Here is a 13,921-nt window from a genome sequence, read left to right as displayed (position 1 = left end):
CGCGCGCGACCGGCCGCCGGATTGTCCCGCAATCTGTCGATGACTTGCGCGCATCTCCACGTTAAAGCGCGCGGTCATGCAACGTCCCCGGCTTTCCGTCGTCGTCCCCTGTTACAACGAAGAATCCTGTCTTGAGGTGCTGCACGCCCGCATTGCGGCGGCCGCGCGCGCCGCGGTGGGCGAGGATTTCGAAATCGTGCTGGTCAATGACGGCTCGCGCGACGCCAGCTGGGCGGTGATGCAGCGGCTGGCGGCGGCCGATCCGCACCTTGTCTGCATCAACCTGTCGCGCAATCACGGGCATCAGCTTGCGCTGACCGCCGGGCTGGACCTGTGCAGCGGCGAACAGATCCTGATCATCGACGCCGATCTGCAGGATCCGCCCGAACTGCTGGCCGATATGCGCGCGGTGATGGCGGAACAGGACGCCGATGTCGTCTATGCCGTCCGCCGCAAGCGGGAGGGCGAAAGCCTGTTCAAGAAACTGACCGCCGCTGCCTTTTACCGCGTGCTCGACCGGGTGACGGATACGCCGATCCCGCTGGATACCGGCGATTTCCGCCTGATGAGCCGCCGCGCGCTGGATGCGTTCCTGACCCTGCCGGAACAGGCGCGCTTCATCCGGGGCATGGTCGCCTGGATCGGCTTTCGACAGGTGCCGTTCCTGTACGACAGGGCGGAACGCCATGCGGGCGAAACCAAATATCCGCTGGCCAAGATGATCCGGTTCGCGCTCGATGCGATGACCGGTTTTTCCACCGCGCCCCTGCGGCTGGCCAGTCATATCGGCATGTGGCTGGTCGGTGCGGCCGGGCTGCTGATGCTGTACATTCTGGCCAGCTGGGCGCTGGGGGGCACGGTCGCTGGCTGGACGTCGCTGATGCTGCTGGTCCTGTTCCTGGGCGCGGCGCAAATGTTCGTCCTTGGCCTGATCGGGGAATATCTGGGCCGCCTGTATATCGAGGCGAAGCGCCGCCCGCTCTATCTGGTCGCCGATATCGCCGGAACGGCGCGCGGCCACGCCACGCTGGGCTATAACGCGGTCGAGGCGCGCGACCAGGACGACGTCCACCCGCCGCTGGTGTGAGGTTCGACCTCCGGTCCACCCCCGGCAGGGGACGGATCAGGGTCTGCGCGCGATTGTCAGGATCGACAGGCCCGGCGGCAACGGCATCCGCCCGACCAGATGCCGCTCCAGCGAAAAAATCGCCTGGAACGCGGCGTTCAGCGGCGCGGCCGGCGGCGAATCGTCGCTGTCGTCCTTGCCGGTCAGCTTGCCCGCCAGCCGCGCGGCGACCGCAGCGGGAAACAGCAGCGAATTGAACCAGCGCAGGCCATTATGGGTCAGCCCGGCGGCGCGGATCGCGGCGTCCAACGTCCCCTTGGTATAGCGGCGCTGGTGATGGTTCACCACGTCGTGCGCGCTCCACATCCACGGATGCGCCGGCACCGCGATCAGGATCGCCCCGCCCGGTTTCAGGCAATCGGCCATGGCCTTCAGCGCGCCGACATCGTCCGCGATATGTTCGACCACGTCCAGCACGGCGATCATGTCATAACTGCCGCGCGGCACGCCGGGCAGTTCGGGCAGCGGCGCATCGCCCACCGGCTTGCCCAGCCGCTCGCTGGCAATGGCGCGGGCGGCGGCGTCGATCTCGATCGCGTCCACCGCGCCGAACCGGGCCAGCATCGGCAGGTTGTGGCCGGTGCCGCACCCGATTTCCAGGATGCGCGCGCCCGGCTTCAGCCCCGCCTCACGCGTGATATAGTCGGCCAGAACCTCGCGCCGCGCGCGATACCACCAATGGGTGGTGTCATGTGCCGCCATGCGGTCGTAAACGATGCGATCCATGGCTGCCTGATTACTCCCCGAAAACCCATTGGCGATTGATCCAGAAGGTGAGCAGCGGCACCAGCGTCAGTCCGGGCACCAGCGGCGACCATTCCGGCAATCCCGCCTGCCCCACCATGCCCCAGGTGAGCAGCAGGTGGAGGAGCAGGCCGGCACCCTGCACCATCACGAACTTGACCGGCTGGCCGCCCCCCGATGTGCGCACGCCATGGTCCTTGAAACTCCACCGGCTGTGCAGGAAAAAACCCGCCGTCACGGCAAAGGCAAAGGCAAAGGGGACGGCAAGCACCGCCCGCGCGCCGGGAAACACGGTTTCGGTCAGGGGGACGTAGACGGCGACATAGATCAGCGACGATATGCCGCCCGCGATGCCGAACCGCACCAGCTGACCCATCACCGGATGCCGCCTCAATTCGTTGATCCGCTGGATCATCACCGCCCGTTCAACCATCCATGCGACGCCAAGCCGCTTCCTTCGCGCCCGTCCCCGGTATAGGGCGGGCGCGACGGTCGCCCTAATCAAGGGCCGGGATTAGGGAAAGCGGTTTTGCACGGCCAGGGTTCAACGGCACGATGGGCGGTCCGGCAGATCGACCGGCACTGGCTTCGCTGGGTGCTGATCGCATGGGCGGCGATGGCGGCGGTCTATCTGGTTCAGCGCTATCCGCAGATCCGCTGGTTCGTGCTGACCGACACCGACGACAATCTGCGCATGGCACAGGTGCGGGCATGGCTGTCCGGCCAGGGCTGGTTCGACCTCAGGCAATATCGGCTGAACCCGCCACAGGGGTTCGATATTCACTGGTCGCGGATCGTCGATTTGCCGATCGCGGCGCTGATCCTGATCCTGAAACCGTTTCTGGGCACGGTGATGGCCGAACGCTGGGCGGCGGGCATTGCCCCGCTGCTGCCGCTGGGCGTCACGCTGGCCGCGATCGCGCTGGCCGTCCGCCGGCTGATCTCTCCGCTCGCCTGGCCGCTGGCGGTGCTGTTCCTGTTCGGCTGTACCTCTGCGCTCCTCATGTTCATGCCGATGCGGATCGACCATCATGGCTGGCAACTGGCCTGCCTTGCCTGGACGCTGGCCGGTCTGGCCGATCCGCGGGGAGCGCGCGGCGGCGCGACGGTGGGATTGGCCAGCGCGGTCAGCCTGTCGATCGGCCTTGAAATGCTGCCCTATGCCGTCATGGCGGGGGCCATCCTGACGCTGGAATGGGTGTGGGACGCCGACCGGCGCGATCGCCTGATGGCCTATGGGATCACCCTGGCGGGCGGCGTTGCGGCGGGCTTTGCCGGATTTGCCAGCCACGACAACTGGGCCATGCGCTGCGACGCGCTGACCCCCGTCTGGCTGTCGGCCATGCTGGCGGCGGGCGGCCTGCTGGTCCTGATCGCCTGGATCGGGCCGCGCGGCCGCGCATCGCGGCTTGCCCTGGCGGCGATAGCCGGCCTGGTCGTCGGCGGCGGCTTTGCCCTGCTCTATCCCCAGTGTCTCGCCCGTCCCGAAGGGGTGTCCGACGAGCTGGTCAGCGTCTGGCTGGGCAATGTGCGCGAGGCAAAGCCGATCTTTCGCCATCCGCTCAAGACGGGCCTGGCCCTTGCCGCCGTCCCGCTGGTCGGCCTGATCGGCGCGTTGATCGCGGCATGGCGGGCGCGCGGCACGCCCCGCCTGACCGGCTGGATCGCGGCCAGTGCGTTTATCGCCTTTGCCGGTGCCATGATGGCGTGGCAGGTCCGCTCTGCCCCGGCGGCGCAGCTGATCGGCATGGTGGGCAGCGTGTCGCTCGCCTGGTGGCTGCTGCCCTGGTGCATCCGCCACCGGCTGATGCCGGTGCGCGTGCTGGGCACCGTTGGCGCTGGCCTTGTCCTGTCCGGGCTTGCCGTGGGTCTGATCATCGACAAGCTGCCGATCGGCGAACAGGGCAGCGCCCGGCGACAGGTGGTGAGCCGCGCCGGACGCCAGTGCAACACCATGACGGCGCTGCGCCCGCTCAACGCCCTGCCGCGCCAGACGGTCTTTACCCATGTCGATCTTGGCCCGCGCATGATCACGCTGACCCGGCACAGCGCGATTGCCGGCCCCTATCACCGCAACGAAGCGGCGATCCTGGACGTGCATCACGCCTTTACCGGCGATCCCGACGGGTTCCGGCGCATCGCCCGTGCCCATGGCGCGACGCTGCTGGTCGTCTGCCCCGACATGGCGGAAACCACCATCTATCGCGCCCGCGGACCGCGCGGCTTCTATGCCCGCCTGATGGGCGGCGAACGCTTCGACTGGCTGGAACCCGTCACCCTGCCCGGCGAAACCCCGTTAAGGGTGTGGCGGATCAAATCGCGGTAGTTGATGCTGTCGTCCAAGACCCGTTTGTGTCAAGCGGGCGGATCAGGCACCACGTTGTCGCGGGATGCCATACCCGCCAATCGTCATTGCGAGCACAGCGAAGCAAACCAGCGGCGGAACTGGATTGCTTCGCTGTGCTCGCAATGACGGATCGCTAGGCCGCTTCCAGCAGCCGTTCCGCCTGGGCCCGCGCCTCGTCGGTGATCTCCGCGCCGGACAGCATCCGGGCGATCTCCTCGCGCCGCTCGCCCTCGTTCAGCAGCACGACGCCCGTGCGCGTCACCCGCCCGTCATTCGCCTTGGCGATGCGGTAATGCTGGCTGCCCCGCGCCGCGACCTGCGGGCTGTGCGTCACCACCAGCAGCTGCGCGCCGGAGGATAGCCGCGCCAGCCGCTCGCCGATCGCGCTCGCCACCGCGCCGCCGACGCCCCGGTCAATCTCGTCAAAGATCAGCGTCGCCGCCCCGCCCCGCTCGGCCAGCGCCACCTTCATCGCCAGGATAAAGCGCGACAGTTCGCCGCCCGATGCAATCTTCATCAGCGGCGCAAACGGTGCCCCGGTGTTGGTCGACACCTCGAACTCCACCCGGTCCATGCCAGATGCCGCCCATTGCCCCTCGGCCAGCGGCTCCACCACGGTGCGGAACCGCGCGGCATCCAGCTTCAGCGGCGCAAGCTCGGCCGCCACCGCCGCGTCCAGCCGCTGCCCCGCCTCGACCCGCGCCGCGCTCAGCGCCGCCGCCGCCGCCCGATAGGCGGTGCGCGCCGCCGCCACTTCGCGTTCCAGCCGGGCAATCGCCGCCCCGCCGCCCTCGATCAGCGCCAGCTGCGCCGACAGCTGCTCGGTCAGGTCGGCCAGCTCGTCCGGCTGCACCCGGTGCTTGCGGGCAAGCGCGCGCAGCTCGAACAGCCGCGCCTCGTCCGCCTCCAGCCGGGCAGGATCGAACGCCAGCGCATCGGCCGCGACATCCACCTGATCCTGCGCATTGGCGGTTTCGATGATCGCGCGGTCCACCGCCGCCAGCGCCTCGGCCAGCGCCTCATGATCCTCGCCCACCCGTTCGAGGATGCGCGCCGCCTGCCGCAACCGGGTCAGCGCGCCGTCGCTGCCGTCCAGCAATTCGGCAATCGCCTGCAATTCGCCCGCCACCTTCTCGCCCCGCTGCATGGTCGCGCGCCGTTCGGCCAGCTCTGCCTCCTCGCCCGGTTCGGGGGCCAGCCGGGTCAGCTCGGCGACCGAATGGTCCAGCCATTCGCGGTCGCGGTCCGCCGTTTCCTGTTCGGCCAGCGCCTCGGCCAGCCGAGCCTCGGCCGCGCGCCATGCGGCGTGCAGGCCAGCGACCTCGCCAGGGTTCAGCCGTCCGAAACTGTCCAGCATCGCCCGGTGCCCGCGCGGGTTCAACAGACCGCGATCATCATGCTGGCCATGGATTTCCACCAGCATCCCGCCCAGTTCGCGCAGCAGCGCCGCCGATGCCGGCTGGTCGTTGACGAACGCCCGGCTGCCGCCATCGGCCTTGACGATCCGGCGGATGGTCAACGGCTCGCCCGGTTCGGCGTCCAGCCCGTTTTCCGCGATCAGCGCGTGGATCGCCGCATGGCCCGGCGGCACGTCGAAACTGGCCGTCACCACGGCCTGTGCCGCGCCCTGCCGCACCAGCCCGCTGTCGCCGCGCGCGCCCAGCGCCAGCCCCAGCGCGTCCAGCAAGATGGATTTGCCCGCGCCCGTTTCGCCGGTCAGCACGCCCAGGCCGCGATCGAACGCCAAATCCAGCGCCTCGATCAGCACGACGTCGCGGATGGACAATGCGGTCAGCATGGCATGGCCCTGCCCCGGCCCGGCCCCGCCCGGCGGATCAGCTGCCGCGCGCCGCCGTCACCGGCGCATCGGGCACATTGTCGCGCACCAGCGAATAGGCGCGCTCATACCATTCGGTGCCGGGATAATTGGCGCCCAGCACGGCGGCGGTCTTCACCGCTTCGGGCCGCAGCCCCAGCGCCAGATAGCATTCGGTCAGCCGCATCAGCGCCTCTGGCGCATGGCTGGTCGTCTGAAACTCGTCGACGACCTTGCGGAACCGGATGGTGCCCGACAGCCACTGGCCGCGCTGCTGATAATATCGGCCGACCTCCATCTCCTTGCCGGCCAGGTGGTCGCGCACCAGATCCTGCTTCAACCGCGCATCGGCGGCATAGCGGCTGGTGGGATAGCGGCGGATCAGCTCGCCCAGCGCGCTCAGCGCCTGATCGGTGATCTTCTGGTCGCGCTGCACGTCGGAAATCTGTTCGTAATAGCTCAGCGCGATCAGATAATAGGCATAGGGCGCATCGCGGTTGCCCGGATGGATCGCCAGAAACCGCTGAGCGCCCTGAATCGCCTTGGTATAATCCTGATCCAGATAATAGCTGAATGCCCCCATCAGCTGTGCTCGGCGCGCCCATACGGAATAGGGGTGCTGCCGCTCCACCTCGTCGAACAGCGCGGCGGCCAGCTTGTACTGGTTGCGGTCCAGCCGCTGCTTGGCGGTGGAATACAGCGTGCCCACGTCGCGCGCGATATAGGGCGTGTCGGCATTGCCGGTCGTCTTGCTGCACGCGCTGGTGAGGACAAGCGCGCCAAGCGCCACGGCGGAAAGGGGGCGGAACGGTAACAGGGCCATGGCGGGTGTGTAGCGAAGCGTCGCCGCCGCTACCAACGATTTTTGATGCCCGCTTGCCGCAACGCAGCGCATTGGGGCATCAGGCGTTGGTGAACCGGCATCGCCGCCGACAAAGTCAGAACAGGAACATCGTCCATGCCCGCCACTCGCCTGACCACGCATCGCGTCGAAAAGCCCTGGGGCCGCCACACGCTGTGGCCCGGCTTTGCCGATCCGGCGGCGGACGGCGATCCGGTCGGCGAAATCTGGTTTCAGACGCCCGACGGCGATCAGCCGGACCTGCTGATCAAATATCTGTTCACCAGCGAAAAATTGTCGGTTCAGGTGCACCCGAACGATGTTCAGGCACAGGCGCGCGGCCATGCGCGCGGCAAGGACGAGGCGTGGATCATCCTGGCCGCCGAACCCGATTCGACCATCGCGCTCGGCACGCTTGCCCCGATGACCAGCGATGAACTGCGCACCGCATCGCTCGACGGGTCGATCGAACATCTGCTCGACTGGAAACCGGTCAAGGCGGGCGACTATTTCTATTCGGAGGCGGGGACCGTCCACGCCATCGGCGCTGGCATCACGCTGGTCGAGGTGCAGCAGAATGTCGACCTGACCTATCGCCTTTATGATTATGGCCGGCCGCGCGAACTGCATCTGGACGATGGCGTCGCGGTGTCGGTGCCCCGCCCATTCGAACCGCTGCCCGCCCCCGGCCGCGTGGCCCCGGACCGCGAATTGCTGGCCGAGGGGCCGAAATTCGTGCTGGAACGCTGGCCGGGCGGCACCCGCGAGGTCACCCTGCCCGATGGCGTGACCGGCTGGTTCGTGCCGGTCACCGGCACCGGCACGGCGGGCGATGTCGCGTGGCAGGCGGGCGAATGTCTGACCTTCACCGGCGCCACCGCCCTGTCCGCCAGCGACGATGCTGTGCTCTACTTCGCCTATCCGGGCGACCGGCGCATCTGACGGATCAGAAAACGCCGCCGCCCAGCATCAGGCGCAGCGTCCCGATCGCCAGCACCACCAGGTTCAGGTTGCGGCCGCCATTGCGGTCGGACAGCGCACCGATGCCCGCGCCGATCACGGCCAGGGGCAGGAACAGCCAGTTCGCCCAGCCGAGCAGCGGAAAAAACGCGATGGCGACCAGCACCAGCGTCACGATCCCGATGAGGATGGATAGTAAATTCAGCATCGCTTGCGCCTCCCGTTCCGCGCCATGATCGCCCAACGCGCGGGCGGGGTCTAGTCCGCCAACGCGATCAGCACCTCGTTCCGGCGCAGCGGCCCGGGAACGAAGGGCGCGTTATAAAATGCGTGCTCCGCCGGGCCGGCGGGAGTCAGGCCGCGATCATAGACCCATCGGCGCAGCCGCGCCTCCTGATCGGCCAGCACCGCATCGTCCGCAACGCCGGAAAACCGCACGGCCGCCACACGCCGCGCGGGCAGCGTGGCGATGCTTACCCCGGCCTGCGGCGTCGGAGCTGCCTCGGCGGAATAGCGGGCAGGCAGCACGAACCGGGTGCGCCACGCGCCCTGATCGGTATCGCTCAGCACGGGCGCGGTCATCGCGATCTTTTCGCCCGGCCGCGCCTTGGCAAAGATGTAATCGGCCAGCATGCCGAACCCGCGCCGCAGCGACGGCTCGCGCATCCCGTACTGGCGCGTTTCGGCCACCACCAACGCGGGATAGGCGCGGATGCTGAACGCGCCATCGGTGGTGATCGTCTGATATTCCGGCTGTTCGCCGCCGCTGGCCAGGCGCTGGGCAGCGACCGCCGCTGCGCCCACGGCCAGCGCGCCCGCGCCGATCCACAGCCAGCGGTTGGTCCCCTGCTTTTCCATCGCCCGCGTTGCCATGATGATCTCCTTGAATATTCGCTTCGTTCAAAACATTGGGGGTTGCCCGGTCGTCGGCAATGGCGCGGCGGCGGCATCTGCCGCGCTTTGCTGCCGCACCGTCCCGGCAATAGGACGGATCCTTAACCATTCCGGGCCAAGAACGCGGCAGACCCCATGGAGTTGCGCGATGCGTGCCGCCCTGTCGCTTGCCCTGCCCCTGCTGCTTGCCGCTGCGCTGGCCGCCTGCGGGGGTGCGTCGTCCGATGCCGCCCGCACCGAAGCCGCCGGCGCGCTGCTCGACACCGCCGCCACGCCCGACCCGGTGATTGCCGCCGCGCTTGAAGAACCGATCATGGTCGATCCCTCGCTCGCGTCGCAGGCGAATGGCGATGCGATCCGGCCCCCGGCCGAACCCTATGCCGCGCCGGTCGCGCCCGATTTCGTCGCCGCCCGTCCGGCTGGCCCGGCAGAACGGCTGGCCAGTGCGCCGGGCGCCGATGCCTGCCCCCGCTGCGCCGCGATGGCCGCCAGCGAGACGCTGACCATGCTGGCCGATGCAGCGGCGATGAAGCCGTGCGGCCCGCTGGCCCCGTCTGCCCGCTGGGCCGCCCGCCTGCCGGCCGATCTGCCGCTCCACCCCGCTGCTGCGGTGGCCGAGGCGGCGGGGATCGACGGCCCGTCCTGCCGGATGCGTGCCGTCAGCTATTCGGCGCCGGTCCCGGCGGCCACGATGATCGACTGGATATATGCCCGCGCGCAGCAGGCCGGCTTTGCCCCGCGCCACGAAAGCGACGGGACACAGCATCTGCTGATCGGCAAACAGCGCGACGGCACCGCCTTTACCGCGCGGATCACCGCGCGCGGGGCCGATGCCAGCGATATCGACCTGATCGTCGATCGCTGACCCCGACCCCGCCGCGGCCGCGCGTCAGGCAGCGGGCAGTTCGCGCACCGTGCTCGACACCTTCCAGTGATCGATCGCGCCCTCGCTGGCCCATGGATCGATCGCCGCCAACTCCGCCTCGCTGAAGGCGAGGTTGTTGACCGCATCCAGCGAGTTGTCGAGCTGCTCCACCGTCCGCGCCCCGATCAGCGCGCTGGTGACGCGGGGATCGCGCAGCACCCACGCAATCGCCATCTGCGCCAGCGTCTGGCCCCGCGCCGCCGCAATCTCATTGAGCTTGCGGATGCGGGTCAGATTATCCTCGTTCAGCATATCCTCGCCGATCGAACCCGAACGGCGGATGCGCGCATCGTCGGGAATGCCGTTCAGATATTTGTTGCTCAGCATCCCCTGCGCCAGCGGGGAAAAGGCGATGCAGCCGGTGCCAAGGTGCTCCAGCGTGTCCAGCAGCTCATCCTCGATCCAGCGGTTCAGCATGGAATAGCTCGGCTGATGGATCAGCAGCGGGACCTTGTGTTCCTTCAGGATCGCCGCCGCCTGCCGGGTCAGTTCGGGGGAATAGCTGGAAATGCCGACATACAGCGCCTTGCCCTGTTGGTGCAGGCTGGCCAGCGCGCCCATCGTCTCTTCCAGCGGGGTCGTGGGATCGACCCGGTGGGAATAAAAGATGTCGACATAGTCCAGGCCCATCCGCTTCAGGCTCTGGTCGCACGACGCGATCAGATATTTGCGGCTGCCCCCGATCCCGCCATAGGGGCCGGGCCACATGTCCCACCCCGCCTTGGACGAAATGATCAGCTCGTCGCGATGCGCGGCCAGGTCCTTGGCCAGCACGCGCCCGAAATTCTCCTCGGCCGAACCAAAGGGCGGGCCGTAATTATTGGCCAGGTCGAAATGCGTGACGCCCCGGTCGAACGCCCGGCGGATCATCGCCCGGCCGGTTTCGAACACGTCGGTGCCGCCGAAATTCTGCCACAGGCCCAGGCTGATCGCGGGCAGGTCCAGCCCGCTGACGCCGCACCGGCGATAGGGCATCCGGCCGTCATACCGGCCCGGCTCTGCGGTATAGGGGATTTCGAACGACATTGGGAACACTCCAGCGGGGGAAACTCGCCCGCTCCTCTAGCCCAGCGTCCCCCGCCGCGTCACCCCTTGGTCCGGTTGAACGGGTTCACGCCCGTTCCCCGACACCGGCCGGGGAACGGCGCGTTCCGGCGCGGATCAATCCGCCGAATGATCCTCGACCTCGGCGGCGGGGCCGTTCTTCAGGATCGATTCGATCGCATTCCTGGCCGATGCCTTGCTGGTATAGCCTTCGGTCCAGAAAATCGTTTCGGCGTTGTATTTGAACTTCGCAACGAACTCGCCGGCCTTGTTCTTCTCGATCACGAACTTGTGCGCCATGTCAGCCTCCTCTCGGGTGAGTCCCGATGATCGCAGCTTATCGTGACCGAAACGAAATCCAACCGGATGTTGCTATCGCCTGGGCGCCGGGTTCCGCCACGGGACAGGCGCGGCGCTCGGCTTCCAGCACGGCTCCAGCGTCTGCGCCAGCCGTACCGCCGCTTCGCCCGGCGATCCTTTGAATGCCGCCCCGGAATAGCGCACGGCGTGCAGAAAGGTCGGGATGTCCACCGTCACCTTGTCCGCGTGAAGCGCCAGTGGCGGAAAATCGTCGCTGGGCAACAGGGGAGTGGGCGATGCCCAGCGCGCTTCGGTCATCGCCTTCAGCGCATCCATTGCGCCGGGACAGGCGGTCAGGTCCGCCTCCACCCAGTCCAGCCCCGCCTTGTCCAGCCGGTCGGCGACCTCCGCCTCGGTCCTGGCATCCTCCAGCGCCGCGACCAGCGCCATGCCGCGCCAGCGGGGCCGCTCCGCGCCCTCGGCCGGAACTGGCGCGCGCACCATCCGCGCAATGCGCTGCCTGAAACAGGGCGGCAGGCGCGGTTCCGCCCGGCATCCGTTGCGGATCGTCATCGACCAGACCGGGAAATCATAATCATCGCCGCGATAGGTGACGCGCATCAGGTCCTGTGCGCTTTCGAACGTGAAATATCGCGCCGGATCGAACGCCATCCGGTTGATCGCCGCCTTGACGTCGAATGGCTCCGCCTGCTGCGCGGTGGCCGGCATCATGGCCGCAAGCCCAAGGGTCAGGGCAATCGCGATACGCATCACACACCTCCGATTCATCGGACAGGATGGGCAGGCTATCGCAAGCCCACGCCAGCGGCAACGGGATGCGGGATCGGGATCAGGTCAGGCCGAACCGCGCCGGATGATATCGCTCGGCCTCGATCCCCGCGATGGCGGGGTCGGGCGGCATGGACAACAGCTGCGACGATGCGATCATCGCGGCGGCGGGTGCGGTCTGAATGCCGAACCCGCCCTGCCCGGCGAACCAGTAGAAATCGGTGACGCGCGGGTCGAACCCGTACACCGGCAGCCGGTCGGGGGCAAAGCTGCGCAGGCCGGCCCATTTGCGCTCCACCGCCTCGATCCGCCAGTCGACCGCCTGCTCGAACCGGTCGATCGCAATGGCCACGTCCAGCTCCTCCGGCGCGGCATCGCGGGGATCATCCGGCACCTCGTCATGCGGCGACAACCAGATGCGCCCGCCCGCTTCCGGCTTGAAATAGAACTGGTCGCTCGCATCGCGGATCAGCGGCATGTCCATCGGCGCGGGCGGATCGACGCGCAACTGCACCATCGTCCGGCGATAGGGGCGGATGCCCACCGGGGTCACGCCCGCCATGCGCGCCACTTGGTCGGCCCAGGCACCGGCAGCGTTGACCAGCAGGTCCGCCTCGAACGCACCGCCCCGCGTGTCCAGCCGCCATCCGCTGTGCGCCCGCTCAAGCCCCGCCAGCGTCGCCACGCGCACCCCGTTTCGCCGGGCAACCCCCAGGCACTGGCCGTGCAGCGCGCCGACATCGATGTCCATGCAGGTCGGCTCGGTCACCGCCAGCGTCCATTCCGGCCGCAATCCCGGCACCACGCCGCGCGGATCAGTCCAGGTCAGCGGCACGCCCGTCCCGGCAAAGCTCGCCATGAACGCATCCAGCACGGGCCGGTCCTGTTCCCGCCCGATGAACAATTCGCCCCGGTCCTTCAGGAAACTGGTGCCGCCAAATGCCTCGGGCGGGGATGCCAGCCACGGGCCGGACGCGGTGGTCAGCGGCTGGATACCCGGCCCGCCATAGCTTTCGGACCAGAAGGCGGCGGATCGCCCCGTCGCATGATATCCCGGCTGATCCTCCGCCTCCAGCAACAGGACGCGGGCATGGGGCGCCAGGAACGCGGCCAGGCTGGCCCCGGCAATGCCTGCGCCGACAATGGCGATGTAGAACCGGTCGGAACTCATGCGGGCGCGCGCGCCTCCAGGAACAGGTCGATTTCGGCCAGCGCGCGGTTGCGCACGGCATCCGATTCGCGCAGCAGCTCATGCGCCGCCTCTGCCCCGAACCGGACGATGCGCGCATCGGGCATCCGCTCGCCAATGGCAATGGCCGTGCGCGGATCGACCAGCGCATCGGCATCCGCGACCAGCATCAGCGTCGGCACGGCCATGCCCGCCACCCGCGGATCATGGCGCATCGCGTTGGTCGACCGGAACGCTTCCGCCACCCAGTGCCAGCTTGGCGGGCCGGTCACCAGTTCGGGCTGCGCTGCCTGCCACCACAGCTCGTCGGCATATCGGTCGGGATCGTGGGTCAGCAATTCGGCGCGGGTATCGGTGGTAAAGGGCCGCTCATTGCCCTTCCACGCCCGGCGTTCGGGCGATCCGATCCGGCACATCGCCCGCGCGATCCGCTCGCCCAGCCACGGCCCGAACGGCCCTTTCAGGCCCAGCATCGGCGCGATCAGGATGGCGGCATCCGGCTGGGCCGCCCCCTCCAGCATCGCGCGCAGCAACAGGTGCCCGCCCATCGAATGGCCGATGACGATATGCGGACCCGGCACCGCGCCCTGCCATTCGGCATGAAAGGCGCGGAAATCGGCGATATACTGGGCAAAATCGTCGATATGCCCGCATTGCGGATCGCGGGTCAGCCGCCCCGATCCGCCCTGCCCCCGCCAATCGAACGCAGTGATCGTCCAGCCGCGGCTGTGCCAATGGCCGAACGCCTCCAGATATTTTTCGATGATGTCGCCCCGCCCGCCCTGAAACAGGATCGACCCGCGCGGCGTGCTGCCCGCCGGCTGGGGCCAGGCAAAGCAGCGCAGCGTCCATCCGTCGGGCGCTGACCACCGGGTGATCCGGGCGTCGTCGGGGATCGCGCGTCGGGCATATGCGGCATGGGCCATGGCCGCTGGTTACGTTTTGA

The 13,921-nt window shown here is 68.3% G+C and carries 15 protein-coding genes; 4 read left to right on the top strand and 11 right to left on the bottom strand.

What is annotated here, in order from left to right; translation table 11 throughout:
- Window positions 1-76 precede the first annotated feature (76 nt).
- A complete protein-coding gene (locus tag ACNI3Q_RS09130; RefSeq protein ID WP_426275981.1) occupies window positions 77-1,087 on the top strand; it encodes a glycosyltransferase family 2 protein in 1,011 nt (336 codons plus the stop codon).
- Window positions 1,088-1,123: 36 nt separating this feature from the next.
- Here ACNI3Q_RS09130 and ACNI3Q_RS09125 read toward each other — a convergent pair whose 3' ends face one another.
- On the bottom strand, window positions 1,124-1,852 hold the full coding sequence (locus ACNI3Q_RS09125) for a class I SAM-dependent methyltransferase (protein ID WP_426275979.1): 729 nt from the start codon (window positions 1,850-1,852) through the stop codon (window positions 1,124-1,126).
- Between the two features lie 10 nt (window positions 1,853-1,862).
- Window positions 1,863-2,285 carry a GtrA family protein gene (locus tag ACNI3Q_RS09120; protein WP_426275977.1) on the bottom strand — a complete coding sequence of 141 codons (423 nt, stop codon included), beginning with the start codon at window positions 2,283-2,285 and terminating at the stop codon, window positions 1,863-1,865.
- A gap of 114 nt (window positions 2,286-2,399) precedes the next feature.
- Between ACNI3Q_RS09120 and ACNI3Q_RS09115 the strand changes: the two genes are divergently transcribed.
- On the top strand, window positions 2,400-4,196 hold the full coding sequence (locus ACNI3Q_RS09115; RefSeq protein WP_426275975.1) for an AcrB/AcrD/AcrF family protein: 1,797 nt from the start codon (window positions 2,400-2,402) through the stop codon (window positions 4,194-4,196).
- A 154-nt stretch (window positions 4,197-4,350) separates the two neighbouring features.
- Here ACNI3Q_RS09115 and recN read toward each other — a convergent pair whose 3' ends face one another.
- Both recN and ACNI3Q_RS09105 read right to left on the bottom strand, forming a co-directional pair.
- The gene (gene recN / locus ACNI3Q_RS09110) at window positions 4,351-6,015 is read right to left on the bottom strand and encodes a DNA repair protein RecN (RefSeq protein WP_426275973.1); all 1,665 of its coding nucleotides are present in this window, start codon (window positions 6,013-6,015) and stop codon (window positions 4,351-4,353) included.
- A 37-nt stretch (window positions 6,016-6,052) separates the two neighbouring features.
- Complete coding sequence (locus ACNI3Q_RS09105; RefSeq protein WP_426275971.1) at window positions 6,053-6,856, bottom strand: outer membrane protein assembly factor BamD; 804 nt, start codon at window positions 6,854-6,856, stop codon at window positions 6,053-6,055.
- 135 nt (window positions 6,857-6,991) lie between these two features.
- Here ACNI3Q_RS09105 and ACNI3Q_RS09100 point away from each other — a divergent pair, with 135 nt between their 5' ends.
- The gene (locus ACNI3Q_RS09100; protein WP_426275969.1) at window positions 6,992-7,816 is read left to right on the top strand and encodes a class I mannose-6-phosphate isomerase; all 825 of its coding nucleotides are present in this window, start codon (window positions 6,992-6,994) and stop codon (window positions 7,814-7,816) included.
- A 4-nt stretch (window positions 7,817-7,820) separates the two neighbouring features.
- On the opposite strand, the gene ACNI3Q_RS09095 is transcribed toward ACNI3Q_RS09100, so the two are convergent.
- Entirely contained in the window at window positions 7,821-8,042 is a 222-nt protein-coding gene (locus tag ACNI3Q_RS09095; protein WP_426275967.1) for a hypothetical protein, read from the bottom strand.
- A gap of 50 nt (window positions 8,043-8,092) precedes the next feature.
- Window positions 8,093-8,707 (bottom strand): SOUL family heme-binding protein, encoded by a 615-nt coding sequence (locus ACNI3Q_RS09090; protein ID WP_426275965.1) that lies wholly within the window; start codon window positions 8,705-8,707, stop codon window positions 8,093-8,095.
- 169 nt (window positions 8,708-8,876) lie between these two features.
- Here ACNI3Q_RS09090 and ACNI3Q_RS09085 point away from each other — a divergent pair, with 169 nt between their 5' ends.
- Window positions 8,877-9,593, top strand: a complete 717-nt coding sequence (locus ACNI3Q_RS09085) for a hypothetical protein (protein ID WP_426275963.1) — start codon at window positions 8,877-8,879, stop codon at window positions 9,591-9,593.
- Between the two features lie 24 nt (window positions 9,594-9,617).
- Here the strand turns inward: ACNI3Q_RS09085 and mgrA are convergent, their stop codons facing one another.
- From mgrA to ACNI3Q_RS09060, 5 genes are all read right to left on the bottom strand, one after another.
- Window positions 9,618-10,679 (bottom strand): L-glyceraldehyde 3-phosphate reductase, encoded by a 1,062-nt coding sequence (mgrA, locus tag ACNI3Q_RS09080; protein ID WP_426275961.1) that lies wholly within the window; start codon window positions 10,677-10,679, stop codon window positions 9,618-9,620.
- A 135-nt stretch (window positions 10,680-10,814) separates the two neighbouring features.
- The gene (locus ACNI3Q_RS09075) at window positions 10,815-10,997 is read right to left on the bottom strand and encodes a YegP family protein (RefSeq protein WP_426275959.1); all 183 of its coding nucleotides are present in this window, start codon (window positions 10,995-10,997) and stop codon (window positions 10,815-10,817) included.
- A 72-nt stretch (window positions 10,998-11,069) separates the two neighbouring features.
- Window positions 11,070-11,768, bottom strand: a complete 699-nt coding sequence (locus tag ACNI3Q_RS09070; RefSeq protein ID WP_426275957.1) for a hypothetical protein — start codon at window positions 11,766-11,768, stop codon at window positions 11,070-11,072.
- A 79-nt stretch (window positions 11,769-11,847) separates the two neighbouring features.
- Window positions 11,848-12,957, bottom strand: a complete 1,110-nt coding sequence (locus ACNI3Q_RS09065; protein ID WP_426275955.1) for an NAD(P)/FAD-dependent oxidoreductase — start codon at window positions 12,955-12,957, stop codon at window positions 11,848-11,850.
- Window positions 12,954-13,901 carry an alpha/beta fold hydrolase gene (locus tag ACNI3Q_RS09060; RefSeq protein WP_426275953.1) on the bottom strand — a complete coding sequence of 316 codons (948 nt, stop codon included), beginning with the start codon at window positions 13,899-13,901 and terminating at the stop codon, window positions 12,954-12,956. Before ACNI3Q_RS09060 ends, ACNI3Q_RS09065 begins: the two co-directional genes overlap by 4 nt.
- Window positions 13,902-13,921 lie beyond the last annotated feature (20 nt).

Source organism: Sphingomonas eleionomae, from assembly GCF_049889035.1.
GTDB lineage: Bacteria > Pseudomonadota > Alphaproteobacteria > Sphingomonadales > Sphingomonadaceae > Sphingomonas.
The sequence above is the reverse complement of the archived record's forward strand: the minus strand, read 5'-3'. Positions and strand labels throughout refer to the sequence as shown.

Bases quoted from the DNA above. Each gene is read 5' to 3' on its own strand.
- ACNI3Q_RS09130 (WP_426275981.1), top strand. From the start codon at position 77: ATGCAACGTCCCCGGCTTTCCGTCGTCGTCCCCTGTTACAACGAAGAA.
- ACNI3Q_RS09125 (WP_426275979.1), bottom strand. From the start codon at position 1,852: ATGGATCGCATCGTTTACGACCGCATGGCGGCACATGACACCACCCAT.
- ACNI3Q_RS09120 (WP_426275977.1), bottom strand. From the start codon at position 2,285: ATGATCCAGCGGATCAACGAATTGAGGCGGCATCCGGTGATGGGTCAG.
- recN (WP_426275973.1), bottom strand. From the start codon at position 6,015: ATGCTGACCGCATTGTCCATCCGCGACGTCGTGCTGATCGAGGCGCTG.
- ACNI3Q_RS09105 (WP_426275971.1), bottom strand. From the start codon at position 6,856: ATGGCCCTGTTACCGTTCCGCCCCCTTTCCGCCGTGGCGCTTGGCGCG.
- ACNI3Q_RS09100 (WP_426275969.1), top strand. From the start codon at position 6,992: ATGCCCGCCACTCGCCTGACCACGCATCGCGTCGAAAAGCCCTGGGGC.
- ACNI3Q_RS09095 (WP_426275967.1), bottom strand. From the start codon at position 8,042: ATGCTGAATTTACTATCCATCCTCATCGGGATCGTGACGCTGGTGCTG.
- ACNI3Q_RS09090 (WP_426275965.1), bottom strand. From the start codon at position 8,707: ATGGCAACGCGGGCGATGGAAAAGCAGGGGACCAACCGCTGGCTGTGG.
- ACNI3Q_RS09085 (WP_426275963.1), top strand. From the start codon at position 8,877: ATGCGTGCCGCCCTGTCGCTTGCCCTGCCCCTGCTGCTTGCCGCTGCG.
- mgrA (WP_426275961.1), bottom strand. From the start codon at position 10,679: ATGTCGTTCGAAATCCCCTATACCGCAGAGCCGGGCCGGTATGACGGC.
- ACNI3Q_RS09075 (WP_426275959.1), bottom strand. From the start codon at position 10,997: ATGGCGCACAAGTTCGTGATCGAGAAGAACAAGGCCGGCGAGTTCGTT.
- ACNI3Q_RS09070 (WP_426275957.1), bottom strand. From the start codon at position 11,768: ATGCGTATCGCGATTGCCCTGACCCTTGGGCTTGCGGCCATGATGCCG.
- ACNI3Q_RS09065 (WP_426275955.1), bottom strand. From the start codon at position 12,957: ATGAGTTCCGACCGGTTCTACATCGCCATTGTCGGCGCAGGCATTGCC.
- ACNI3Q_RS09060 (WP_426275953.1), bottom strand. From the start codon at position 13,901: ATGGCCCATGCCGCATATGCCCGACGCGCGATCCCCGACGACGCCCGG.